24 protein-coding genes are annotated in these 22,645 nt (G+C 68.8%); 9 read left to right on the top strand and 15 right to left on the bottom strand.

Annotation, left to right across the window (positions count from 1 at the left end):
• Window positions 1–53 precede the first annotated feature (53 nt).
• On the top strand, window positions 54–1,118 hold the full coding sequence (locus G6N34_RS07510; RefSeq protein ID WP_133057744.1) for a sensor domain-containing protein: 1,065 nt from the start codon (window positions 54–56) through the stop codon (window positions 1,116–1,118).
• A gap of 1 nt (window position 1,119) precedes the next feature.
• Here the strand turns inward: G6N34_RS07510 and G6N34_RS07505 are convergent, their stop codons facing one another.
• Window positions 1,120–2,424, bottom strand: a complete 1,305-nt coding sequence (locus G6N34_RS07505; protein ID WP_085151346.1) for a deoxyguanosinetriphosphate triphosphohydrolase — start codon at window positions 2,422–2,424, stop codon at window positions 1,120–1,122.
• Window positions 2,425–2,494: 70 nt separating this feature from the next.
• Between G6N34_RS07505 and G6N34_RS07500 the strand changes: the two genes are divergently transcribed.
• Window positions 2,495–4,534 (top strand): TPM domain-containing protein, encoded by a 2,040-nt coding sequence (locus G6N34_RS07500; protein WP_085151281.1) that lies wholly within the window; start codon window positions 2,495–2,497, stop codon window positions 4,532–4,534.
• Between the two features lie 103 nt (window positions 4,535–4,637).
• On the opposite strand, the gene G6N34_RS07495 is transcribed toward G6N34_RS07500, so the two are convergent.
• The 3 genes from G6N34_RS07495 to G6N34_RS07485 form a co-directional block, all read right to left on the bottom strand.
• Window positions 4,638–5,522 (bottom strand): type IV toxin-antitoxin system AbiEi family antitoxin, encoded by an 885-nt coding sequence (locus G6N34_RS07495; protein WP_407663215.1) that lies wholly within the window; start codon window positions 5,520–5,522, stop codon window positions 4,638–4,640.
• 226 nt (window positions 5,523–5,748) lie between these two features.
• Window positions 5,749–7,134 (bottom strand): glycine--tRNA ligase, encoded by a 1,386-nt coding sequence (locus G6N34_RS07490; RefSeq protein ID WP_085151280.1) that lies wholly within the window; start codon window positions 7,132–7,134, stop codon window positions 5,749–5,751.
• A gap of 87 nt (window positions 7,135–7,221) precedes the next feature.
• Complete coding sequence (locus tag G6N34_RS07485; RefSeq protein WP_085151279.1) at window positions 7,222–7,884, bottom strand: SIMPL domain-containing protein; 663 nt, start codon at window positions 7,882–7,884, stop codon at window positions 7,222–7,224.
• 86 nt (window positions 7,885–7,970) lie between these two features.
• On the opposite strand from G6N34_RS07485, the gene G6N34_RS07480 reads away from it, so the two are divergent.
• Window positions 7,971–8,321 carry an ArsR/SmtB family transcription factor gene (locus G6N34_RS07480; RefSeq protein ID WP_085151278.1) on the top strand — a complete coding sequence of 117 codons (351 nt, stop codon included), beginning with the start codon at window positions 7,971–7,973 and terminating at the stop codon, window positions 8,319–8,321.
• On the top strand, window positions 8,318–8,704 hold the full coding sequence (locus G6N34_RS07475) for a Fur family transcriptional regulator (RefSeq protein WP_085151277.1): 387 nt from the start codon (window positions 8,318–8,320) through the stop codon (window positions 8,702–8,704). The genes G6N34_RS07480 and G6N34_RS07475 overlap by 4 nt, the downstream gene beginning before the upstream one ends.
• A 2-nt stretch (window positions 8,705–8,706) precedes the next feature.
• On the opposite strand, the gene G6N34_RS07470 is transcribed toward G6N34_RS07475, so the two are convergent.
• Genes G6N34_RS07470 through recO form a run of 3 tightly spaced genes read right to left on the bottom strand, consistent with a single transcriptional unit; the run spans window position 8,707 to window position 10,845 of the window.
• The gene (locus tag G6N34_RS07470) at window positions 8,707–9,159 is read right to left on the bottom strand and encodes a hypothetical protein (RefSeq protein WP_085151276.1); all 453 of its coding nucleotides are present in this window, start codon (window positions 9,157–9,159) and stop codon (window positions 8,707–8,709) included.
• Window positions 9,159–10,052, bottom strand: coding sequence for a decaprenyl diphosphate synthase (locus G6N34_RS07465; protein ID WP_085151344.1), 894 nt, complete (start codon window positions 10,050–10,052; stop codon window positions 9,159–9,161). The genes G6N34_RS07470 and G6N34_RS07465 overlap by 1 nt, the downstream gene beginning before the upstream one ends.
• A complete protein-coding gene (recO, locus tag G6N34_RS07460; RefSeq protein WP_085151275.1) occupies window positions 9,988–10,845 on the bottom strand; it encodes a DNA repair protein RecO in 858 nt (285 codons plus the stop codon). Before recO ends, G6N34_RS07465 begins: the two co-directional genes overlap by 65 nt.
• Before the next feature lie 69 nt (window positions 10,846–10,914).
• Between recO and G6N34_RS07455 the strand changes: the two genes are divergently transcribed.
• The 3 genes from G6N34_RS07455 to G6N34_RS07445 all read left to right on the top strand — a co-directional run bounded on the left by G6N34_RS07455 (window position 10,915) and on the right by G6N34_RS07445 (window position 13,506).
• Window positions 10,915–12,348, top strand: a complete 1,434-nt coding sequence (locus G6N34_RS07455; protein WP_085151274.1) for an amidase — start codon at window positions 10,915–10,917, stop codon at window positions 12,346–12,348.
• Window positions 12,349–12,377: 29 nt separating this feature from the next.
• Window positions 12,378–12,902, top strand: a complete 525-nt coding sequence (locus G6N34_RS07450) for a CAP domain-containing protein (protein WP_085151343.1) — start codon at window positions 12,378–12,380, stop codon at window positions 12,900–12,902.
• 61 nt (window positions 12,903–12,963) lie between these two features.
• Window positions 12,964–13,506, top strand: a complete 543-nt coding sequence (locus G6N34_RS07445) for a CAP domain-containing protein (protein ID WP_407663264.1) — start codon at window positions 12,964–12,966, stop codon at window positions 13,504–13,506.
• Window positions 13,507–13,581: 75 nt separating this feature from the next.
• Here G6N34_RS07445 and era read toward each other — a convergent pair whose 3' ends face one another.
• From era to G6N34_RS07420, 5 genes are all read right to left on the bottom strand, one after another.
• Window positions 13,582–14,484: a GTPase Era gene (era, locus tag G6N34_RS07440; protein WP_085151272.1), complete on the bottom strand. Its 903-nt coding sequence runs from the start codon at window positions 14,482–14,484 to the stop codon at window positions 13,582–13,584.
• A 94-nt stretch (window positions 14,485–14,578) separates the two neighbouring features.
• On the bottom strand, window positions 14,579–14,896 hold the full coding sequence (locus G6N34_RS07435; RefSeq protein ID WP_085151271.1) for a cytidine deaminase-like protein: 318 nt from the start codon (window positions 14,894–14,896) through the stop codon (window positions 14,579–14,581).
• Window positions 14,889–16,196 (bottom strand): hemolysin family protein, encoded by a 1,308-nt coding sequence (locus G6N34_RS07430; RefSeq protein ID WP_085151270.1) that lies wholly within the window; start codon window positions 16,194–16,196, stop codon window positions 14,889–14,891. The genes G6N34_RS07435 and G6N34_RS07430 overlap by 8 nt, the downstream gene beginning before the upstream one ends.
• Window positions 16,193–16,747, bottom strand: a complete 555-nt coding sequence (gene ybeY / locus G6N34_RS07425) for an rRNA maturation RNase YbeY (RefSeq protein WP_085151342.1) — start codon at window positions 16,745–16,747, stop codon at window positions 16,193–16,195. The genes G6N34_RS07430 and ybeY overlap by 4 nt, the downstream gene beginning before the upstream one ends.
• A gap of 7 nt (window positions 16,748–16,754) precedes the next feature.
• On the bottom strand, window positions 16,755–17,795 hold the full coding sequence (locus G6N34_RS07420; protein ID WP_085151269.1) for a PhoH family protein: 1,041 nt from the start codon (window positions 17,793–17,795) through the stop codon (window positions 16,755–16,757).
• A gap of 177 nt (window positions 17,796–17,972) precedes the next feature.
• Here G6N34_RS07420 and G6N34_RS07415 point away from each other — a divergent pair, with 177 nt between their 5' ends.
• Window positions 17,973–19,103 (top strand): GGDEF domain-containing protein, encoded by a 1,131-nt coding sequence (locus tag G6N34_RS07415; protein ID WP_085151268.1) that lies wholly within the window; start codon window positions 17,973–17,975, stop codon window positions 19,101–19,103.
• On the opposite strand, the gene G6N34_RS07410 is transcribed toward G6N34_RS07415, so the two are convergent.
• The 3 genes from G6N34_RS07410 to hrcA are packed head-to-tail and all read right to left on the bottom strand — an operon-like array spanning window position 19,100 to window position 22,085.
• The gene (locus G6N34_RS07410) at window positions 19,100–19,834 is read right to left on the bottom strand and encodes a 16S rRNA (uracil(1498)-N(3))-methyltransferase (protein WP_085151267.1); all 735 of its coding nucleotides are present in this window, start codon (window positions 19,832–19,834) and stop codon (window positions 19,100–19,102) included. The two genes, G6N34_RS07415 and G6N34_RS07410, sit on opposite strands and share 4 nt — an antisense overlap.
• Window positions 19,835–19,838: 4 nt before the next feature.
• Complete coding sequence (gene dnaJ / locus G6N34_RS07405; RefSeq protein WP_085151266.1) at window positions 19,839–20,990, bottom strand: molecular chaperone DnaJ; 1,152 nt, start codon at window positions 20,988–20,990, stop codon at window positions 19,839–19,841.
• Between the two features lie 51 nt (window positions 20,991–21,041).
• Window positions 21,042–22,085 (bottom strand): heat-inducible transcriptional repressor HrcA, encoded by a 1,044-nt coding sequence (gene hrcA, locus G6N34_RS07400; RefSeq protein WP_085151265.1) that lies wholly within the window; start codon window positions 22,083–22,085, stop codon window positions 21,042–21,044.
• Window positions 22,086–22,234: 149 nt separating this feature from the next.
• Here hrcA and G6N34_RS07395 point away from each other — a divergent pair, with 149 nt between their 5' ends.
• A complete protein-coding gene (locus G6N34_RS07395) occupies window positions 22,235–22,549 on the top strand; it encodes a type II toxin-antitoxin system VapB family antitoxin (RefSeq protein WP_085151264.1) in 315 nt (104 codons plus the stop codon).
• Window positions 22,550–22,645: the final 96 nt, after the last annotated feature.

Here is a 22,645-nt window from a genome sequence, read left to right as displayed (position 1 = left end):
GGACTCCGGATTACCGCCGGTGACACCCTCCGATCACCACTACTGTCGTCAACGTGTATCCCCAGGGCCCGGACCCATTCGGCAGCGGCCCACACATGGGCAATCCGTTCGGCGGATACGGCCACCACACCCCGCCGCCGGCGTACCAACCGCCGCCGTCGAAGCCCAACACCCTGGCGACGCTGTCGATAGTCTTCGCCTTTCTGTTCGCACCCGTTGGTGCGGTGCTCGGCCATGTGGCGCTGCACCAGATCAAGCAGCGCCAGCAGACGGGCCGCGACCGGGCCCTGGTCGGACTGGTGCTGTCCTACGCGCTGACCGTCGTCGCTGTGGTGGCACTGGTGGTGTGGGCGGTGTTGCCCACTGAGAAGGCTCCCGCAACCGCGTCCCCGCCGACGGCGACGGTCTCAGCGCCCGCCTCCACGTCGACGACCACCCCAACCCCTTCGACACCGACGCCTTCCGCGGTGCCGGTGACAGCCGACAACATCACCCGTGTGCTGCTCGACGGCCAAGCACTCTCACAGGTGCTCGACCAGGACTTCGAGGAGACCAGCAGGCAACCGCCCCAGGTCGGCGGGCTCAACGACATGCCCAATGGATTGGCGTCCGAGACCGAGGCGACACCCCATGAGTGCGTCGGGGCGACTGCGATCGCCCAACGCAGCGTCTACCACTCCGCGAACGTGTCGAATTTCGCCTTCCAGACCTGGTGGAGCAGGCAGAAAGGCTCCGTCATGCTCGTCGACCAGGCCGTCATTGTGTTGGCGTCACCTGAGGAAGCCGAGGGGCTGTTCGCGGACTTCTCCCAGCAGTGGACCATGTGCAAGGGACAGACCGTGACCACGCTGGCCGGCACCACGCCCGACGGTGATCACTTCGTCACGACCGCGACGAACGTCCGGGTGACCGACTCGGTGCTGGACGCCACGGTCATCAGCGACCACGCCGGCGGCGGCTTCACGCGCGGAAACGCCCGCGCCTTGGGCGTTCGGGGCAACTGCATCGTCGAGGTCAAGGTCAGTCTCTACGGTGTCGCCCCGGGCCAGGATCTGATGTCTGGGATGGACGACGCGGGTGTCGACGTCGCCCGCGCGATGATGGCCAGAATCGGCTGAACTAAGGGAAATCCACCGTCAGCTGACCGGGCACCACGACGCTGGCCGCCGGGAAGAGGCTCTCGAGCCTGCTCTCGGTGAACGACGCGATCTGGTCGACGACGACCCGCAGGCGCTCGCCGTCGTCCGCGGCGGCGTTGAACGCCGGGACGAACAGCGGGTCCAGCGACGTCGGCGCCTCCTCCATCAGCAGCACCGCGACGGCCTTGATCCCCTCGCGCTGCTCGGCCTGGATCAGCAGGTGCTCGGGGTCAGACATGATGAACTGCAGCGCCAGGATCTTGAGCACCGCGACCTCGGCGGCGACCGTCTCGGGGACCGCGAGGTCCGCGCCGAACCGGACCAGCGATGCGTCGCCGAACGACTCCCGGGTCCAGGTGATGGCCGCGGTGGCGAACCGGCCGACCAGCTCACTGGTCAACCGCTTCAGCGCCACCGACGCGCCGAGCGTCCCGTCGTATTCGCCGACGGCCTCGACCACCGGAAGGCGTGACAGCCGCTCCGCGGCCGCCAGCAGATCGTCGGGGTCGGCGCCGAAATGGTCCTTGCCGAGTGCGGCCAGGGCTGCGGCCGTGCTGGCGTCGGCCAGAGACCGCAGGTCGATGCGGCCGGAGATGACGCCGTCCTCGACGTCGTGCACCGAGTAGGCGACGTCGTCGGACCAGTCCATGATCTGGGCCTCGAGGCAGCGCCGGTGCTGCGGGGCGCCGCTGCGCATCCACTCCGCGGCGGTCGCATCGTCTCCGGAGAATCCCGTGTAGAACCCGAACTTGCGCGGGTTCTCCGAGCGCGCCCAGGGGTACTTGGTGACAGCGTCGAGCGCGGCCCGGGTCAGGTTCAGTCCGGCCGAACCCCCCTGACCATCAAGCACTTTGGGCTCCAGGCGGGTGAGGATCCGGAAGTTCTGGGCGTTGCCCTCGAACCCGCCTGACGATGCGGCAAGTTCGTTGAGCGCGCGTTCGCCGTTGTGTCCGTACGGCGGATGGCCGATGTCGTGCGCCAGGCCCGCCAGGTCCACCAGATCGGGATCGCAGCCCAGGCCGATCGCCATCCCGCGGCCGATCTGGGCGACCTCAAGGGAATGGGTCAGCCGTGTGCGCGGCGTCAGGCTCTCGCGCGGGCCGACGACCTGGGTCTTGTCGGCCAGCCGGCGCAGGGCGGCACAGTGCAGCACGCGGGCGCGGTCGCGGGCGAAGTCGCTGCGATACTCGCCGTCACTGCCGGGCAGCGCGGCGGACTTCGGCGCCTCGACGACCTGACGCTCGCGATCGAAATCGCTGTAGCGGTCCTGCTGATACGTGCTCACCACGGCACAGTCTGCCAGCACCGCGGGTCTTTCCTGCCGTCGCCCGCGCCGGTCCCACTAGATTGGCACCATGCGCCTCGCTCGCCTCCTGCACATCCTGCTGGTCGTCGTGCTCGCCGGGTTGCTCATGGCGCCCTCCGCCGTCGCCGAACCGCCGTTCCGGCTGCCGAGCCAGGTCACCGACCGCTCCGGCGTGCTGTCCCCGAAAGAGGAGGCCGAGGTCCAGAACGCGCTGGATCGCCTCTACAACGACAAGCACGTCCAACTGTGGGTGGTCTACGTCAAGACCTTCGACGGGCTGGGCTGGCTGAACTGGGCGCAGAACACCATGAAGGCCAGCGACTTCGGTGATGACGACGCCCTGCTGGCGATCGCCACCGAGGACCGCTCACTGGCCTTCCAGGTTCCCTCGACCATCAGCGGAGGCACCTCGACGCGCAGCGACGACATCCGTCGCCTCGACATCGAACCGGCGCTGCGCAACGGCGACTGGGCGGGCGCGGCGATCGCGGCCGCCGACGGCCTCAACGCCGACACCGGGGCCACCCTCAAGATCTCCTGGGCGCCCATCGCGACCGCGCTGGGCGTGATGGCCCTGCTGTTGCTGGTGCTGTGGATCTGGATGCGGCGGCAGCGCTCCAAGCGGCACGCCGCACAGGTCGCGGCCGCCCATCGCGTCGACCCCACCGACCCGAACGCGCTCGCCGCCGTGCCCCTGGACGCACTCGACGAACTGAGCCGGACCATCGTCGTCGACGTGGACAACGCCGTGCGCACCAGCCAAAGCGAACTCGAACTCGCCGTCGAGGAGTTCGGCACCACGGCCACCGCGCCGTTCAGTGAGGCTGTCGCGCATGCGAAAACGACGCTGCAGCAGGCCTTCAACGTCCGCCAGACCCTCGACGACGAGGTGCCCGAAACTCCCCTGCAGCGCCGCGACCTGCTGACGCGGGTGATCGTCGCCGCTGCCAAGGCCGACCGGGCGCTCGAAGAACAGAGCGCGGCCTTCCAGGAACTGCGCGATCTGCTCATCAACGCCCCGACCCGCCTGGATGCCCTGACCCAGCAGATGGTCGCGCTGAGCGCACGCGTCGAACCGGCCGCGCAGCGCCTGGCCGCGTTGCGGCAGCAGTTCGCCGAGGCCGCACTGACGTCGGTGATCGGCAACGTCGACACCGCGCGCAGCCGACTGACCTTCGCCGACCGCAGCATCACCGACGGCCGCAACCTCATCAGCCGGCCCGCGCCCAACCAGAATCCCCTGATCGACGCGATCCGTGCGGCCGAGGGCGCGCTGGGGCAGGCCCAGACCCTGCTGGATGCCATCGACACCGTCTCCACCGACATCAACCGGGCGATCGCGGCGCTGCCCGACGAGATCGCCGACATTCAGCGCGGAATCGATGCCGCGGCAACGCAACTGCCGCTGGCGCAGGGAGCCCAACGCGACGAGTTGGCTCGCGCGCGCGACGCCGCCATCAAGGCCGTCTCGGACGCCAAGACCAACGGGGACAATGACCCGTTGGGCACCTTCACACGGTTGAACAAGGCGGACGCGGACCTCGACCAGATCCTCGACATCGTCGATCAGCAGCGCCAGGAGGCCGAGAAGCAGGCCAAGCTGCTGGAGCAGGCGCTGTTCACCGCGCAGTCACGGGTGCGCTCGGTGTCGGATTTCATCGACACCCGTCGCGGCAGCGTCGGCCCCGAGGCGCGCACGCGCCTGGCCGAGGCCACCCGTCAACTCGAGGCGGCGCAGGCCAAGCGGGACTCCAATCCCGCTGAGGCGATCGCGCATGCCAACGGTGCGGCCGCGCTGGCCGCGCAGGCGCAGTCGCTGGCCAACGAGGATGTCCGATCGGCCCAGCACGCCTACTCGTCGCAGTACGGCGGCGGTGGCGGATCGGATCTGGGCTCGGTGATCGGCGGGATCATCATCGGCAACGTGCTGCGCGGCGGGTTCAGTGGGCGCGGCGGGTACGGCGGTGGCTGGGGCGGCAGTTGGGGTGGAAGCTGGGGCGGCGGACGCAGCCCGGGCCGCCCGACCACCTACGGCGGATCGTCGCGGTCGTCGACGCGCAGTTACGGCGGAGGCGGCGGCCGCTTCTAGCCCCCCCTTTCCACGCGAGCGGGCGTGTTGGTACGCCGACACGCCGTAAGCCGCGTGCAAGAGCGCACGCTCGCCGGACCCAAAACCGACGCTCGACCGGAGATCACGCCGCCGCGCGACGGACCAGCAGTTGGCCGATGCGGTCGTTCATCGCCGACGGTTGGCGCCGCACGTCGTCGGCTGTGATCGACAGGACCACCCAGTCGATGTCGAGGAGGGCTGCCCGCTTCTCGCGGTCATGGCGCAGCTGCTCGGGTGTGCTGTGCCAGTCGAAGCCTTCGTACTCGACCGCGATGCGAACGTCGGGCCAGGCGAAGTCCAAGCGCCAAACCCGTCCCAGCCGGTCGACGACCTCGTACTGCAGTTCAGGCTCGGGCAGGCCGCCGTCGTGCATCGCCAGCCGTGCCTCGCTCTCCATCTGCGATTCGGACTTGCGTCTGGCCAACGGAATCAGTTCTCGCACATGGACAATTCCGCGCCGACCGTGTTGCGCATCGGCGGCGTGCACCAGCTCGGGCACATCGACGGTGCCGCTTCTCAGTGCGGCATCCAGGCACGCCAGTGCCCGCGGTCGCAGCAGTGCACGGGAGAGTTCGATCGCCGTCCAGGCGGCCGTCGTGGTGGGGCGACCGTTCAACGTCGTCAAGGGCGCGCCATCGCGGCGGTGCACCGCCAGGCCGGCACTGTTGCGCAGGTGGTGCCCCATCGGGTTGAGCACGTGCACGGTGGTGTCGTCCTCGGTGTCGAAGCCGAACGCGGCGGCCGCGGTGCTCAGGCACATCACGACGGGCTCGCCTGCGCGCAGGTCCAGGCCGCGCAGCCGCATCTGCAGATCGCGTTCGCCGAGTCCGTAGACACCCGGCCAGACCTTGACCAGCACGCCGGTGCGCAGCATCAGCTGCAGTGTCCGTCGGCTCAACACCTCAAGCAGTTGCGCCCAGGTCGCGACGCCCTGCCCGGCCATGAGTGACTCGAGTTCGTCCATCACCGCATAGTGCGGCGGATGGTCCGAGAGCGGTATTCACCCTGTGGACAACGGGCGAGCGTCCGCTTCATGGCTGACGAGCGGCCGCTCTTGTACGCGAATTACGGCGTGTCACCGTACCAACACGGGCGCTCGCGGGGAGGGGGCTACCCCAGCGCGCTCGCGGGGAGGGGGGCTACCCCAGCGCGCTCGCGGGGAGCGGGGACCCCAGCCCGCTCGCGGGGGGAAGCTAGGCGCCCTTGAGGCGGACCGCGAGGTAGTTCGACACCTCGGAGATCGCCACGCGCTCCTGCGACATGGAGTCGCGCTCACGGATGGTGACGGCCTGATCCTCGAGCGAGTCGAAGTCCAGCGTCACGCAGAACGGCGTACCGATCTCGTCCTGACGGCGGTAGCGACGGCCGATCGCGCCGGCGTCGTCGAAGTCGATGTTCCACGACTGCCGCAGTTCGGCCGCCAGGTCACGTGCCTTGGGCGACAGGTCCGCGTGCCGCGACAGCGGCAGCACCGCGGCCTTGACCGGGGACAGCCGCGGGTCCAGGCGCAGCACCGTGCGCTTGTCCACACCGCCCTTGGCGTTGGGCGCCTCGTCCTCGGTGTAGGCATCGACCAGGAACGCCATCAGCGAGCGGGTCAGGCCCGCTGCCGGCTCGATGACGTAGGGCACGTAGCGGGTGTCGTTGGCCTGGTCGTAGAACGACAGATCCACACCGGAATGCTTTGAGTGCGTGGACAAGTCGAAGTTGGTGCGGTTCGCGATGCCCTCCAGCTCACCCCACGGGTTGCCCTGGAAACCGAACTTGTACTCGATGTCGACGGTGCCGTCGGAGTAGTGCGACAGCTTCTCCTTGGGGTGGTCGTAGAGCCGGAGATTGTCGCGGTTGATGCCAAGGTCGACGTACCACTGCAGGCGCGTCTCGATCCAGTACTTGTGCCACTCGGGAGCCGTCGACGGCTCGACGAAGAACTCCATCTCCATCTGCTCGAACTCACGGGTGCGGAAGATGAAGTTGCCCGGCGTGATCTCGTTGCGGAAGCTCTTGCCGATCTGGCCGATGCCGAACGGCGGCTTCTTGCGCGACGTGGTCACGACGTTGGCGAAGTTGACGAAGATGCCCTGCGCGGTCTCGGGCCGCAGGTAGTGCAGCCCCTCCTCGGTCTCGATCGGGCCGAGGTGGGTCTTGAGCATCATGTTGAAGTCGCGCGGTTCGGTCCACTGCCCCTTGGTGCCGCAGTCGGGGCAGACGATCTCCTCCATGGACACCGAGTCGGGATCATCGATCCCCTTCTTCTCGGCGTACGCCTCCTGCATGTGGTCCTGCCGGTGCCGCTTGTGGCAGTTCAGGCACTCCACGAGCGGATCGTTGAAGACCTCGACGTGACCGGAGGCCACCCACACCTGGCGCGGCAGGATGATCGCGCTGTCCAGGCCGACCACGTCGTCGCGGCCGGTGACGACGGACTTCCACCACTGGCGCTTGATGTTCTCCTTGAGCTCAACGCCCAGTGGGCCGTAGTCCCACGCCGACTTGGTACCGCCGTAGATCTCACCGGACTGGTAGACCAGGCCACGGCGCTTCGCCAGGTTCGCGACGGTGTCGATGATGGACGCCACGGAAAGGCTCTCCTGTCTGCGGGGATAACAACCTGGACAGCCTAGCTGTCGCGATGACCGCCCCGAACCAGCGGCCGAGCCCCGCCCCTACTCCGCGACGAACCGCGCTTCCACCGACGCATGCAACGTGATGTCGTCGGGCCGCAGTTCCAGCGTGGGCGCCGCACCGGACGCCATCATGGCCCGCGCCACCGGCGGCCCGGCGTCCAGCCCATAGTCTGAGTCGCCCCTGGTCAGCATGCCGGGGTCGGCCAACTGCACCGCAGTGACCTTCCCTCGGCCGGCCGCGTCGGCGAACGCCTGGGCCTTCGCGGCGGCGTTGGCGACGGCCTCGCCGCGCAGCTCGGCCTCATACGCCAGCCGGTTGTCCTCGGTGACGTCCCAACTGGTGCGCCCAACCTCCACCCCGTCCTGCAGCGCCCACCGATCCAGGAACGCCGACAGCTTCTCGAAGTCGACGAACTCGGCCTCGACCTTGATGCCCACCTGATACATCCGCCGCCGCATGCCCCTGTCGTCGACGGGACGGTAGGTGAACACGCGCAGTTGGTCGCTGTTCCACCGGGACACGGCACCGGAGGCCGCGAGCTCGCCCACCTCGGCGGTCATCGGTTCGTGCAGGGCGACCGCGCGGCGGTACACCTCCTGCTTGTCGGTGCCGTCGAACTGCGCCGCGAGCACGATGGTCGCCCGTTCGGCGGGGTAGCGTCCGCGGGCGCTGCCGCGGACCACGATCTCGAGAGGCTGCATACCTTCAGACGTTAGAACCTTTTGACATGCACGTGTGTGCATGTAAGAGTACTGAAAACCATTTCCATTAGCCGGGAGGTGCCGCCATGCGCACTGCGGCCGACAGCGGGCACGCGCATCAGCACGAAACGCCGCCCACTCCCCTGCCCCAACGCGACATCCTCGATGCGGCCGGGGACATCCTGCGCGCGCTAGCCGCACCCGTGCGCATCGCGATCGTGCTGCAACTGCGCGAGTCCACCCGCTGCGTCCACGAACTCGTCGACACCCTGGGGGTGCCCCAACCCCTGGTCAGCCAGCACCTGCGCATCCTGAAGTCGGCCGGCGTGGTGGCCGGTGAACGCTCGGGCCGCGAAGTGCTCTACCGGCTGGTCGACGACCACCTCGCCCACATCGTCGTCGACGCCGTGGCCCACGCCGAGGAGGACCGGCCATGACGGTCACCCGGTCCACCCGGCAGCGCGCCGCGATCACCGAACTGCTCGAGACCGTCGACGAGTTCAAATCAGCGCAGGAACTGCACGACGAACTGCGCCGCCGCGGCGACAACATCGGACTGACCACGGTGTATCGCACGCTGCAGACCATGGCGGCCGCGGGCCTGGTCGACACCCTGCGCACCGACACCGGGGAATCGGTCTACCGGCGCTGCTCAGAGCACCACCATCACCACCTGGTGTGCCGGGACTGCGGCGCCACGGTCGAGGTGGCCGGCGCCGAGGTCGAGGCCTGGGCCGCCGAAGTGGCTGTCGCACACGGCTTCTCCGACGTCAGCCACACCATCGAGATCTTCGGGACCTGCAGCGCCTGCAGCGTCTGAGGTCAGTTCGCGAGCAGTGCGGCGCGCACATCCGCGCCACCGGCGAGCACCAGCAGAATCAGGGTGCGCAGCGCGTCGTCGGTGAGTCCGGCGCAGGGGAAGTTGTAACGCAGCATGACGTCGGCGACCTTCTTGGCCGAGGACTTGCGCGTCGCGGCCTCTGCCGACGCGCCGTTGGTGGGCACCGAGACGGGCTTCTCCACCAAGGCGACGGTGCCCAGCAGCGTCGCCGAGGCGTGCGCGGCCACCCGTTCGCGGGTCTTGGCGGTCAGCGGCAGATCCCAGGCCAACGGCTGGGTCAGCGACACCATCTCCAACCCTTCGGCGAGAGCCACCACCCGCAGCGACGCGACCGAACCGGCGACGGCGACCGTCAACGCGTCGTCGGCCTCCTCGACGACCCCGCCCACCGGCGTCAGCACCGCCGCCAGTCGCTGCAGCAGGGCCGAGCTCATCAGGCTCTGCCGAACCGGCGATTGCGTGACACGTACTCCTCGCAGGCCGCCCACAGGTCGCGACGGTCATAGTCGGGCCACAGCTTGTCCTGGAACACGAACTCCGCGTAGGCCGACTGCCAGAGCATGAAGTTGCTCGCGCGCTGCTCCCCCGACGTGCGGATGAACAGGTCCACATCCGGGATGTCGGGGCGGTGCAGGTTGCGCGCGACGGTCTCCTCGGTGATCCGCTCGGGGTTGAGCTTGCCCTCGGCGACCTTGCGCGCGATCTCCTTGGTGGCCTCGGCGATCTCGGTGCGTCCGCCGTAGTTCACGCAGTAGTTGACGGTGATGACGTCGTTGCCGATCGTCATCTCCTCGGCGATGTCGAACTCCTTGATGACGCTTCGCCACATCCGCGGCCGAGAACCGACCCAGCGCATGTTGACGCCCATGATGTCCAGGGACTCGCGGCGCCGGCGCACGACCTCGCGGTTGAACCCCATGAGGAACCGCACCTCTTCGGCGCTGCGCTTCCAGTTCTCGGTGGAGAACGCGTACACAGACAGGTGCTTGATCCCCAGCTCGATGGCGCCGCAGGTGATGTCGATGAGCACGGCCTCGCCCATCTTGTGCCCCTCGGTGCGGGCCAGCCCACGCTGCTTGGCCCATCGCCCGTTGCCGTCCATCACCACCGCGACGTGGTTGGGCAGCTGGTCGGCGGGAATCTCGGGCGCCTTCGCCTTGGAGGTGTGCTGCGGCGGCCGGGAGAACCGGCCATTCGTGTTCGCAGGCAGTTCCGGGAACACCACGGGCCATGTCGAGACGTCAGGAAACGTCGGGTAGTCGTCAGGCGCTGGAGGCAGCTGAGGGGAGGCCTTCTTGGCCCGTTTCCCTTCCCGTGTCAAAGCCATGCGCCATATCCTGCCCGACCACCGCGAGTCGGTGCGCGGGGACCACCCGATCCACGCGGCGATACTCCCGCTCCACCAGGGGCAGCGTGCGCAGCTGACGTTCGAGGTGCCACTGCAGATGCGCGGCCACCAGACCGCTGGCCTGGCTGCGGTACGACGCCGGAGAGGCCTCCGCGTGCTCCCAGTCCCCGTCATGCAGGGCGACCATCAGGTCCAGCACGCCCTGCTGCGGAGTGCTGGACCCCGGGGGACGGCAGTGCACGCACACGCTGCCGCCCGCCGCGACGTGGAACGCGCGATGCGGGCCCGGAGTCGCGCACCGCGCACATTCACTCAACGCGGGCGCCCAGCCCGCGATCCCCATCGCGCGCAGCAGATAAGCGTCGAGCACCAGTTCCCGCGGGCGACTGCCGTCGGCCACGGCGCGCAGCGCGCCGACCGTGAGTCGGTGCAGCGCGGGCACTGGGGCGCGCTCCTCACCGGCCAACCGCTCGGCGGTCTCGAGCACCGCGCACGCGCTGGTGTAGCGCCCGTAGTCGCTGACGATGTCAGTCGCGAACGCGTCGATCGAGACGACCTGGGTGACGATGTCGAGGTTGCGTCCCGGATGGAGTTGGACGTCGATGTGGGCGAACGGCTCAAGGCGCGACCCGAACTTGCTGCGGGTGCGGCGCACGCCCTTGGCGACCGCACGCACCAGACCGTGGTCCCGCGTCAGCAGAGTCACGATGCGATCGGCCTCGCCGAGCTTGTGCTGGCGCAGCACCACCGCCCGGTCCCGATACAGCCGCATGGACCCAGTGTCGCATCCTCTGCTGACAGCCTCCGGGACGCGCGCCGCAGCGGATTACTCTCAACAACGATGAGCTCGACGTCCGCCCTGCGCTTCCCCACAGTGATCGACCAGCTGTATCAGCTGGCCAGCGGCGCGGTGACGTCCGTGGAGCTCACGCGCCGGTCGCTGTGCGACATCGAAGCCAGCCAGCCCAGCCTCAACGCGTTCCGCGTGGTGCTCACCGAGTCGGCGCTGCGCGCGGCCGCCGAGGCCGACCGTCGCCGCGCCGCGGGTCAGCACGCACCCCTGCTCGGCGTGCCGATCGCGGTCAAGGACGACGTCGACATCGCCGGTGTGCCAACCGCATTCGGCACCTCGGGCTGGATCACCCCGGCCGCCGCGGACGCCGAGGTGGTGCGCCGCCTGCGCGCCGCAGGCGCCGTGATCGTCGGCAAAACCAACACGTGCGAATTCGGCCAGTGGCCGTTCACCAGCGGCACCGAGTTCGGCCACACCCGAAACCCGTGGTCCGCCAAGCACACTCCGGGCGGCTCGTCGGGCGGCAGTGCCGCCGCGGTGGCCGCGGGCCTGGTCGCCGCCGCCATCGGGTCCGACGGCGCAGGCAGCGTCCGGATCCCCGCGTCGTGGACCAACCTCGTCGGCATCAAACCGCAGCGCGGCCGCATCTCGACCTGGCCGCTGCCCGAGGCCTTCAACGGGATCACGGTCAACGGGGTCCTGGCCCGCACCGTCGCCGACGCCGCCCTGGTGCTCGACGCCGCATCCGGCAACGCCGACGGTGACCTGCACAAGCCCGCGCCGGTGTCGGCGTTCGACGCGGTGCGCACGGCACCGGGACCGCTGCGCATCGCGATGTCCACCCGCCTCCCCTTCACCGGCTTCCCGGCCCGCCTGAACCCGCAGATCCACGCCGCCCTCGCCGGTGTGGCCGACCGGTTGAGCGATCTGGGACACACGGTCATGGACGGCAACCCCGACTACGGCCTGCGGCTGTCCTGGAGCTTTCTGTCCCGTTCGACCGCGGGCCTTCTGGAGTGGGCAGACCGCGTCGGCACCGGGGTCGCGCTGGACCCGCGGACCAGGTCGAACCTGCGGATGGGCCGCGTGCTGTCGCAGCAGGCGTTGCGCCGCGCGCGCCGCCACGAAGTCGAGTCGCATCGGCGGGTCGGTGCGATCTTCAAGACCGTCGACGTCGTCGTCGCGCCGACGACCGCGGCCCCGCCGCCTCGGATCGACGCGTTCGACGGCCTGGGCAGCACGGCCACCGACCGCGCCATGATCGCCGCGTGCCCCCTGACATGGCCGTGGAACATCCTGGGCTGGCCGTCGATCAACGTACCCGCGGGATTCACCAGCGACGGCCTGCCGATCGGCGTGCAGCTGATGGGCCCGGACGGCAGTGAGCCGCTACTGGTCTCGCTGGCCGCCGAACTCGAAGCGGTGAGTGACTGGACCGCGCGACAGCCGCCGATGTGGTGGCTGTCACCCGGTTCCAATTAAGATCGGTCGCGATGAGCCGGAACACACCGATGCGCGCGGCCGCGTTCGCCGCTGCCTTCGCCCTCCTGATGTCCACTGCACCTGCCGCCTCCGCCGACAACAAGCGTCTCAACGACGGTGTCGTGGCGAACGTGCACACCATGATGATGAACGCCGGGTGCGCCGACGACTACGACATCGAACCCATGGTGCGGGTCAACCCCAAGCTGCGCCTCGCGGCCCAGTGGCACACGGACGACGTGCTCAACAACCGCGCCCTCGACGGCGACATCGGCTCGGACGGATCGACGGTCACCGACCGGGCCCGCAACGCCGGCTATGAGGGCGAGGTCTACGAGACCGTCGCGATCAACCCCGCGCTGGCCATCAACAACCTCGACGTGATCCAGCAGTGGTTCTACCGACCCGACTACCACGCGATCATGAGCAACTGCGGCAACGTCGACATCGGAGTCTGGTCGGCGAACAGCCTGGACCGCAGCGTGGTCGTCGCGGTGTACGGACGGGGCGACGGCGCGGCGCCCGTGCCTGCCGCGCCGCGGCAGTTCGGCTGATACGGGACACCCAATCGTCTGTACGGGTGGATGCCCTGGCGTAACCTTCCACGTCATGAAGATGGTGGTGACCGCTCCGGCCGGGGCAGCCCTGGCTGTGCTCCTCTCGTCGACGCTGATGGCGCCGCCCGCCGCGCTCGCCGACAACCGTCGCCTCAATGATGGTGTGGTGGCCAACGTGCGCACGATGCAGCACCGCGCGGGCTGCGACACCGAGGTCAGGATCAACCCGAAGCTGCGCCTGGCCGCGCAGTGGCACACCAACGACGTGCTCAACAACCGCGCCCTCGACGGCGACATCGGCTCCGACGGCACCACGGTCGCCGACCGGGCCCGCAATGCCGGCTACATCGGTGAGGTCTCCGAGACCACGGCGATCAACCCGGCGCTCGCGATCAGCGGCGTCGAGATCCTCAACCAGTGGTGGTATCGCCCCGACTATTACGCGACCATGCACGACTGCGCGAACATCGACATCGGGGTGTGGTCGGAGAACATCCTCGACCGCACTGTCGTCGTGGCGGTTTACGGCAAGGGCGATGCCGGCGCGCCCGTGCCCGCACCCCCGCGGCAGTTCGGCCAGCGTCCGCCGAACCAGCCCTAGTTCTCGGCGCGCTGAGAAGAGTCTGCTGAAACCGCCTGGGCTTCAGTGTTCGCCCCGCCTCTTCTCGGCGGAGAATTAAAAGCCCAGGCGGCCCAACTGCTTGGGATCCCGCTGCCAGTTCTTGGCGACCTTGACCCGCAGGTCCAGAAAGACCTTGGTGCCCAACAGCTTCTCGATCTGAGTGCGCGCCGCGGTGCCGACCTCACGCAGTCGCGCACCGCCCTTGCCGATGACGATGCCCTTCTGGCTGTCGCGTTCGACGTAGAGCACGGCGTGCACGTCGATCAGATCGTCACGGCCCTCACGCTGTTCGACGTCCTCGATGACGACCGCCAGTGAGTGCGGCAGTTCGTCACGCACGCCCTCAAGGGCGGCCTCTCGGATGAGCTCGGCCATCAGAGTCTCTTCGGGCTCGTCGGTCAACTCGCCGTCCGGGTAGAACGCCGGGCCTTCGGGCAACTGCGACGCAAGAAGGCTGATGAGGGCGTCGACCTGCGTCCCGGCCGTCGCCGACACCGGGATGATCTCGGCCACGTGCTCGCCGAACTCCTCGTTGACGGCCACCAGTTGAGCCGCCACCCGCTCCTTGGACACCTTGTCGATCTTGGTGACGATCACGTTGAGCTTGGTGCGCGGCGCGACGTCGCGGATCTGCTGGTAGATCCAGCGGTCCCCGGGCCCGATCGCCTCGTCGGCGGGGATGCACAGCCCGATGACGTCGACCTCGGAGTAGGTGTCGCGGACCAGATCGTTGAGGCGCTTACCGAGCAGGGTGCGCGGGCGGTGCAGGCCGGGAGTGTCGACGAGGATGATCTGGAACTCGTCGCGGTGCACGATGCCGCGGATGGTGTGCCGGGTGGTCTGAGGCTGGTTGGCGGTGATCGCGACCTTGGCGCCCACCAGCGCGTTGGTCAGCGTCGACTTGCCGGTGTTGGGCCGGCCCACGAAACACACGAAACCCGAATGGAATTCGCTCATGCGACTGACCCCTTCTCAGCGAGACTGCGGTGACTGCGACAACCCGGCGCGAAAATCGCACTCCCAGCAGTCTCGGCGGGAAAAGCGGAGGTGCTCATACCGGATTACCCGCCCGGTCGGTGACGATCACCGTCGCGTCGGCGGAGAACTCCCGCACGGCCGCCACCCCGGCGTCGTCGGCCGTGCCGCCGACCAGGACTGCGGCCTCCAGTCCCGTTGCGCCACTGGACACCGCGGCGGCCACCGCGGCCTGCAGCGCGGTCAACGTCAGCGCGCTCAGGGCGACGGGCGCTCCGGCGTAGGTGCGGCCGTCGAGGTCGCGCACCGCGGCGCCGTCACCGGCCTCGGCGCGGGCCATCGCGCCGCGGGCCAGCGTCACGAGCTTGGCGTCTTCAGCGTCCAGGTCAGTCATCGGCTTCGGTGTCCTCGTCATTCGATGGTGGGGGTTCGACCGGGCTGACCAACACTGTGCCGATGCGGACCCGGCCGCGATGATCGGGGCCGCCCTCGGCGCGCATCCGCAGCCCATGCGAGACCACCTGCGCACCGGGCAGCGGCACGCGGCCCAGTTCCAGCCCGAGCAGACCGCCGACGGTGTCGACGTCGAGGTCCTCCTCGAACTCCACACCGTAGAGCTCACCGAGGTCCTCGATCGGCAGCCTGGTGGACACCCGGAAGTTCTTGTCGCCCAAGTCCTCCACGGGTGCGATCTCATCGGCGTCGTACTCGTCGGCGATCTCGCCGACGATCTCCTCGAGCACGTCCTCGATGGTGACCAGGCCTGCGATGGCGCCGTATTCGTCGACCAGCAGGGCCATGTGGTTGCGGTCGCGCTGCATCTCGCGCAGCAGGTCGTCGAGTCGCTTGGAGTCCGGCACGAAGACCGCCGGCCGCATCAGCGCCGACACCTGGGTGTCGACGCCGCCCCGGGTGGAGCTGTAGGTCTGCTGCACAAGATCTTTGAGGTAGACGACGCCGACGATGTCGTCGACGTTCTCCCCGATCACCGGGATTCGCGAGTGGCCGCTTCGCACCGCGAGTGAGGTGGCCTGCCCGGCGTTCTTGTCGCTTTCGATCCACACCATCTCGGTGCGCGGCACCATGACCTCGCGCGCCGGGGTGTCCCCGAGTTCGAAGACCGACTGGATCATTCGGCGCTCGTCGTCGGCGACCACACCGCGCTGCTGCGCCATGTCGACGACCTCTCGCAACTCGATCTCAGAGGCGAACGGCCCGTTGCGGAACCCGCGGCCCGGCGTCAGGGCGTTGCCAAGCAGGATCAGCAGGCGGCTGAGGGGCGTCAGCAGGACCGAGAGCGCATGCAGCGGAACGGCGGACGCCAGCGCGATCGGATAGGCGTTCTGCCGTCCCACGGTGCGCGGGCCGACTCCAATGGCCACGAAACTGACCACGATCATGATCGCGGCGGCCAGGATCAGGCCCCAACCGACACCCCAGAAGTCGTCGAGGTAGGCCACCAGCAGCGCGGTGGCCGTGACCTCGCAGGCGATGCGCAGCAGCACCACCAGGTTGATGTAGCGCGGCCGTTCCTGCACGACCCTGGCCAGCCGGACCGCACCCGGCCGTTCGTCTCGGACCAACTCCTCGACCCGTGCGATCGAGACGGTGCTGATGGCGGCGTCCAGGGCAGCGAACAGTCCTCCGAGGCCGATCAGCGCGATGGCGCCGAGCAGCAGACCGATTCCGGTCACGACTGTCCGAGTTCGGGATGTTCGTGGAAGTCGCGCGACTTGTCGAGCAGGTGGACGTCGCGCTCGGCCTGACGGGCCTGGCGGTACAGCGTGGCCTGCTGGTCGTACCAGTCCTCGAGCAGCTGTCGCTGCAGCGCGAACATCTCCTTCTCCTCGTCGGGCTCGGCGTGGTCGTAGCCCAGCAGGTGAAGCACTCCGTGCACCGTGAGCAGCGCCAGTTCGTGCTCGAGGTCGTGCCCGGCGGCCTTGGCCTGCTCGGCGGCGAACTGCGGGCACAGCGCGATGTCACCCAGCATCGACGGGCCGGGTTCGGCCGCGTCGGGCCGCCCGCCCGGTTCGAGCTCATCCATCGGGAAGCTCATCACGTCGGTGGGGCCGGGCAGGTCCATCCAACGCATGTGCAGGTCGGCCATCGCGTCGATGTCCAGCAGCACCATCGACAGTTCGGCCCCCGGGTTGACGTCCATCTTCCCGATGACGAACCGCGCGACGCTGATCAACTCCTCCTCGGAGACGTCGACACCGGACTCGTTGGACACCTCAATGCTCATGTACGGCTCACTTTCGGGCGCGACGCTGCGCGCGGTTGGTGCCCGCATCCGCGCCGGCCCTCTCGTAAGCGTCGACGATCTCGGAGACCAGGCGGTGGCGCACCACGTCGGCGCTGGTCAGCTCGCACACTCCGATGTCGTCGATGCCATCGAGGATGTCGATCGCGGCGCGCAGGCCGGAGGTCGAACCGCCGGGCAGATCGACCTGGGTGATGTCGCCGGTGACCACGATCTTGGAGTTGAACCCCAGCCGGGTCAGGAACATCTTCATCTGCTCGGGCGTGGTGTTCTGCGCCTCGTCGAGGATGATGAACGCGTCGTTGAGGCTGCGGCCCCGCATGAACGCCAGCGGCGCGACCTCGATGACCCCGGCCGCAAGGAGATTCGGGATCGCCGCGGGATCCATCATGTCGTGCAGCGCGTCATACAGCGGCCGCAGATACGGGTCGATCTTCTCGGTCAGCGTGCCAGGCAGGAAGCCCAACCGCTCCCCCGCCTCGACGGCCGGCCTGGTCAGGATGATCCGGTTGACCTGCTTGGTCTGCAGGGCGTTGACGGCCTTGGCCATCGCCAGATACGTCTTGCCGGTGCCGGCCGGGCCGATGCCGAACACGATGGTGTGGGCGTCGATGGCGTCCACATAGCGCTTCTGGTTCAGCGTCTTGGGCCGGATGGTCTTGCCGCGGCGCGACAGGATGTCGAGCGTGAGGACTTCGGCCGGCGACTCCTGCTCGGCGCCGGTCAGCATGGCCATGCTGCGCCGCACGACGTCGGGGGTCACAGGCTGTCCGCCGGCCACGATCGTGATGAGTTCGGCGATCGCACGCTCGGCCAGCGCGACGTCGGCGGGTTCGCCGGTCAGGGTCACGGCGTTGCCACGGACATGCAGGTCAGCGGCCAGATTCTGTTCCAGCACGCGCAGATTTTCGTCGGCGGATCCCAGCAGGCCCACCACGTAAGGAGGCGGCACCTCGACCCTGATGCTGCTCTTCACCGAATCTCCGGCCATCGGTGATACTGCGGCGGTGTTCGTTTCGCGGGGCGTCACGTGGTGTTCTGTGCCTGCTTTCTGCTCGTCAGGGCGGTTTGGTCGCTTGTGCGAGTCTACCGCCGTGCGGTCAGACGTCCCAATGGTTACTGTTCTTGCGCTTTCCGTAGTCTGGGACACGTAAGCTGCTCTGAGGCAAACCCGGGGTGGGGGACTCGTATTGAGAAAGCAGCTGTGATGATCGCGACGTTGCGTGCGGTGTCACGCCAGGCCGATCACTACCACTGGATCACGGCGTTGCTCACCGCCCGCGGGGCCCAGCGACCCACCTCCGCGGTGGTCGCGCTCCTCGTGTCGATGCTCGGCGTTCTGCCGTTCGCCATGGTCTTCAGCCCGTCCGGGGCACAGGGCACCCGCGATGTGGTCATCGTCGCGTTCGTCACGGCGGTGGCATTCCTCATCGCGTCGGCGTGGCTGCGCCCCCGATGGCCGAGTCGACGGCAGTCGGTGGTGCTCGTCGGCCTGGAGGCCGCCGGGATCACCGCGGTGGCCGTCGTGCAGGCAAACCCCGTCGCGGGCCTGGCGATGGCAACCGCCTACTCCGCGCTGGCCGGTTACGTCGTGTTCTTCCACACCATGCGGTACCTGCCCGCGGTGACGGTGGGGGCGGTGGCCACTGCGCTGGTGCCGTTCCTGCGGCAGGTCTCCTCCGGTGACGCGGTGTTCGCCTGGTGCCAACTGATCGCCGTGTTGATGCTCTTCGTCGTAGCGGCGATGGGCGGGCATGCATTGGTGCACCTGATCGGCATCACCTCCCCCGACTCCGACCTCGAACCGCTGACCGGCCTACTCAACAAAGACGCGTTCTACGAGGCCACCGGTGCGCTGATCGCCAGTCGCAGCCGCCTCGACGACCGCCACCTGGTGATCGTGGTGGTCAGCCTCGACCACTTCGGGCTGCTCACAGGATCGGGCGGGTTGACGGCTGGCGAGAAGGCACGTGTGGCGGTGAGCCGGACCCTGCGGGAGACCACGCGTCACGACGCCGTGGTGGCCCACGTGAGCGACAGCGAGTTCCTGGTCGCCGACAGCTTCGTCTCATCCGACTCCAGCGCGCTGGTCGAGCGCATCCGCAGCGCGATCCGTTCAACGCCGCAGCGCCTGAGCGCCAGCATCGGCGTGGTCAGCACCCCCATGGGCGAACTGGCGGCATGCCCGCCGTATGAGCTTCTCGACGAGTTGATCGCCTTGGCGGCCACCGCGATGTACGAGGCCCGCCGGGCCGGCGGAAATCGCGCCGAGTACATCGTGTGCGCGCGGCCCACGACGCTCGACGGCTACCCGGACCGCACCGAGGACGCGAGCTAAGCCCAGCGCTGCGTCAGCACTCCCAGGGCGCCGAGCGCGACCGCCGCCGCCGTCGACGTGCGCAGCACCGTGGGTCCCAGCCGCACCGCGTGGGCGCCGGCCGCGGTGAACGCCGCGATCTCCTCATCGCTGACGCCACCTTCGGGACCGACGATCAGCGTGATCGAGTCCGCCTGTGCGACGGGGAGATCCGCGAGCGGCACGGTCGCCGACTCGTGCAGCACCAGCACCAGGCCAGCGCCGGACATGCGCTCGATCAGCTGCTTGGTGGTCACCGGGCCCGACACCTCGGGGATGAACGCACGCCGGGACTGCCGCGCCGCGGAACGCACGACGGCGCGCCACCGTCGCAGTCCCTTGTCCGCGCGCGCGTCGTCCCAGCGGGCCACGCAGCGACTGGCCTGCCACGCGATGAACTCGTCGGCGCCGGCCTCGGTGGCCAGTTCCACGGCCAACTCCGAACGCTCGGCCTTGGGGATCGCCTGCACGACGGTGACGGGCGGACGTGGGGCGGCGATGCTGCGCCGGTTCAGGACGCGCGCCGTCAACTCACGTTTGGAGGTCGCGTCGACCTCGCAGTCGGCCAACTCGCCCGCGCCATCGCCGACGACGATGCGCTCCCCGACCCGGAGCCGGCGGACCGTCGCGGCGTGGAAACCCTCGTCACCGTCGACGACGGCCAACTGGCCGACGTCCGGAACGCAGTCGGCGTAGAACAGCGGGTCTGACACTCCCCTAGCGGCCGGTGAAGGTCTCGCGCAGGCGGCTGAAGATGCTGCCGTTGCTCGACTGGCTCGCGGAGTGCGTCGACCTGACCTCGGCGACGTCGCGGCCGCGGTGCTCCTTGAGCTTGCGGAGCAGGTCGATGTCGGTGGAGTCGAGCTTCTCGGGCACCACGACATCGATGTGGGCGTGCAGGTCACCGCGCACGCCCGAGCGCAGGTGCGGCATGCCGTGCCCGCGCAGCGTCGTGACCGACCCGGGCTGGGTGCCCGCGGGGATGGTGAGCTCGGTGGGTCCGTCGAGGATCGCGTCGACGCTGACCGTGGTGCCCAGCGCGGCGTCGACCATCGGCACCTCGACGGTGCAGTGCAGGTCGTCGCCGTCGCGGACGAAGATGTCGTGGGCCTGCTCGTGAACCTCGACATACAGGTCGCCCGCGGGACCGCCGCCGGGACCGACCTCACCCTGCGCGGCCAACCGGACCCGCATGCCGTCGCCGACGCCGGCCGGGATCTTGACACTGATGTCGCGGCGCGCACGCACGCGGCCGTCGCCGCCGCAGCTGTGGCACGGGTCGGGGATGACTTCGCCGACGCCGCGGCAGGTGGGGCACGGCCGGGACGTCATCACCTGGCCGAGCAGCGAACGCTGCACGCTGGAGACCTCGCCGCGGCCACCGCAGGTGTCACACGACACCGGCTGTGAGTCGCCCTCGGTGCCCTTGCCGTGGCAGCGGTCGCACAGGACGGCGGTCTCGACGGTCACCTGCTTGGTGACGCCCGTCGCGCATTCGGTGAGGTCAAGCCGCATCCGCAGCAGCGAGTCGGAGCCGGGCCGCACGCGTCCGGTGGGGCCGCGGGAGCCGCCGCCACCGCCGAAGAACGCCTCGAACACATCGCCGAGACCGCCGAAACCACCGGCGAAGCCGTTGCCCGCGGCGCCGGCGGTGTCCAGCGGGTCACCGCCGAGGTCGACAATGCGTCGTTTCTCCGGGTCGGTCAGCACCTCGTAGGCGACCGAGATCTCCTTGAACCGTGCCTGCGCCTCTTCGTCAGGATTGACGTCGGGATGCAGCTCCCGCGCCAGCTTGCGGTAGGCGCGTTTGAGCTCCGCATCGCTGGCGCCCTTGCTCACCCCGAGCAGGCCGTAGTAATCGCGTGCCACTCGCGTTATCCCCACACTTCTTGATCGTCGTGTCCGGCTGGGCGGAGGTCGCTAACGCCCCCCGAGCACCTCGCCGATGTAAAGAGCAACTGCGGCGACACTGGCGATGGTTCCCGGATAATCCATCCGCGTGGGGCCCAGCACGCCCATGCCGCCGTAGACGGTGTCCATTGTGCCGTATGTCGTCGACACCACCGAAGTCCCGGCCATCTGCTCGGCACCTGAGGCCACCTGCGCCTCGTGCCCGATGCGGACCGTGACCTTGCCGGCCTCCTGCTGAGCCGCGAGCAGCTTGAGCACCACGACCTGTTCCTCGAGCGCCTCGAGCACCGAACGCAGCGATCCGCCGAAGTCGGCGGTGTTGGTCGTCAGGTTGGCGGTGCCGCCGGTGAGCAGGCGTTCCTCGCGGTGCTCGACCAGGGACTCCAGCAGCACGGTCGCGGCGCGGCCGACGGCGTCACCGAGCCCGCCGCGGCCGTCGAGTTGCGCCGCCAGATCGGCGACGGCGACCGAGGCCGCGGCCAGCTTCTTGCCGTCGAGGGCCTTGCCCAGGAGTTCGCGCATCTGGGCCAGCTGATGGTCGTCGATGGTGTCGCCGAGTTCCACGATGCGCTGGTCGACGCGGCCCGAGTCGGTGATCACGACCAGCAGCAGGCGCGCGGGTGAGAGCGCCACCACCTCGAGGTGACGCACCGTCGACGACGACAGGGTCGGGTACTGCACGACGGCGACCTGCCGGGTCAGCTGCGCCAGCAGCCGCACCGCGCGCCGCAGCACGTCGTCGAGGTCGACGCCGGACTCCAGGAACTTCAGGATCGCGCTGCGCTCGGGCGAGGACAGCGGCTTGACGTGGTCGAGGCGGTCGACGAACTCGCGGTAGCCCTTCTCCGTCGGCACTCGGCCCGAGCTGGTGTGGGGCTGGGCGATGTACCCCTCGGCCTCCAGGACCGCCATGTCGTTGCGGATCGTAGCGCTCGAGACGCCGAGGTTGTGCCGCTCGACGAGCGACTTCGAGCCGATCGGCTCCTTGCTGGAGACGAAGTCCGCGACGATGGCGCGAAGCACTTCGAAGCGGCGATCATCGGCACTACCCATTGTTCTGGCACCCGTCCTTCCCATCGATCCCAGCAATTCTGTTAGTCCATTTTACTGTCTGTGGCCAGCAGCGTTGAGGAGCGCGACCATGGCGGCTAACCTTCGGGTATCGATTCGAGCCGGGGGGCCGTACGAGAAGAGACCTGCCGATGATCTTCAAGGGTGTCCGCGACGGCAAGCCCTACCCCGAGCACGGCCTCTCCTACCGCGACTGGTCACAGATTCCGCCCCGCCAGCTCCGGCTCGACGAAATCGTCACCACGACGACCGTCCTAGCCCTGGACCGGCTGCTGTCGGAGGATTCGACGTTCTATGGCGATCTGTTCCCACACGCCGTGAAGTGGCAGGGCATCGTCTACCTCGAGGACGGCCTGCACCGCGCGGTGCGGGCCGCGCTGCGAAACCGCACGGTGCTGCACGCCCGGTTGTTCGACATGGACATGCTGGCCCCGCAGGCGGGGTAGCTGGTTCTGCCGCCGCTCTCACTGCGCCGACTAATGTGCGGAATTGCAGGGAATTCCGGCGAAATGCATGCAATTCCGCACATTTTCGAGGCGGCG

The organism is Mycolicibacterium confluentis, assembly GCF_010729895.1.
GTDB classification, from domain to species: Bacteria; Actinomycetota; Actinomycetes; order Mycobacteriales; family Mycobacteriaceae; genus Mycobacterium; species Mycobacterium confluentis.
This window is presented reverse-complemented; position numbering and strand designations above follow the sequence as displayed.

What these genes read in the sequence shown, in the direction of transcription:
- G6N34_RS07500 (WP_085151281.1), top strand. Translation starts at nt 2,495, where the DNA reads ATGCGCCTCGCTCGCCTCCTGCACATCCTGCTGGTCGTCGTGCTCGCC.
- G6N34_RS07485 (WP_085151279.1), bottom strand. Translation starts at nt 7,884, where the DNA reads ATGCAGCCTCTCGAGATCGTGGTCCGCGGCAGCGCCCGCGGACGCTAC.
- G6N34_RS07480 (WP_085151278.1), top strand. Translation starts at nt 7,971, where the DNA reads ATGCGCACTGCGGCCGACAGCGGGCACGCGCATCAGCACGAAACGCCG.
- G6N34_RS07475 (WP_085151277.1), top strand. Translation starts at nt 8,318, where the DNA reads ATGACGGTCACCCGGTCCACCCGGCAGCGCGCCGCGATCACCGAACTG.
- G6N34_RS07470 (WP_085151276.1), bottom strand. Translation starts at nt 9,159, where the DNA reads ATGAGCTCGGCCCTGCTGCAGCGACTGGCGGCGGTGCTGACGCCGGTG.
- G6N34_RS07465 (WP_085151344.1), bottom strand. Translation starts at nt 10,052, where the DNA reads ATGGCTTTGACACGGGAAGGGAAACGGGCCAAGAAGGCCTCCCCTCAG.
- recO (WP_085151275.1), bottom strand. Translation starts at nt 10,845, where the DNA reads ATGCGGCTGTATCGGGACCGGGCGGTGGTGCTGCGCCAGCACAAGCTC.
- G6N34_RS07455 (WP_085151274.1), top strand. Translation starts at nt 10,915, where the DNA reads ATGAGCTCGACGTCCGCCCTGCGCTTCCCCACAGTGATCGACCAGCTG.
- G6N34_RS07450 (WP_085151343.1), top strand. Translation starts at nt 12,378, where the DNA reads ATGCGCGCGGCCGCGTTCGCCGCTGCCTTCGCCCTCCTGATGTCCACT.
- G6N34_RS07445 (WP_407663264.1), top strand. Translation starts at nt 12,964, where the DNA reads ATGGTGGTGACCGCTCCGGCCGGGGCAGCCCTGGCTGTGCTCCTCTCG.
- era (WP_085151272.1), bottom strand. Translation starts at nt 14,484, where the DNA reads ATGAGCGAATTCCATTCGGGTTTCGTGTGTTTCGTGGGCCGGCCCAAC.
- G6N34_RS07435 (WP_085151271.1), bottom strand. Translation starts at nt 14,896, where the DNA reads ATGACTGACCTGGACGCTGAAGACGCCAAGCTCGTGACGCTGGCCCGC.
- ybeY (WP_085151342.1), bottom strand. Translation starts at nt 16,747, where the DNA reads ATGAGCATTGAGGTGTCCAACGAGTCCGGTGTCGACGTCTCCGAGGAG.
- G6N34_RS07415 (WP_085151268.1), top strand. Translation starts at nt 17,973, where the DNA reads ATGATCGCGACGTTGCGTGCGGTGTCACGCCAGGCCGATCACTACCAC.
- hrcA (WP_085151265.1), bottom strand. Translation starts at nt 22,085, where the DNA reads ATGGGTAGTGCCGATGATCGCCGCTTCGAAGTGCTTCGCGCCATCGTC.
- G6N34_RS07395 (WP_085151264.1), top strand. Translation starts at nt 22,235, where the DNA reads ATGATCTTCAAGGGTGTCCGCGACGGCAAGCCCTACCCCGAGCACGGC.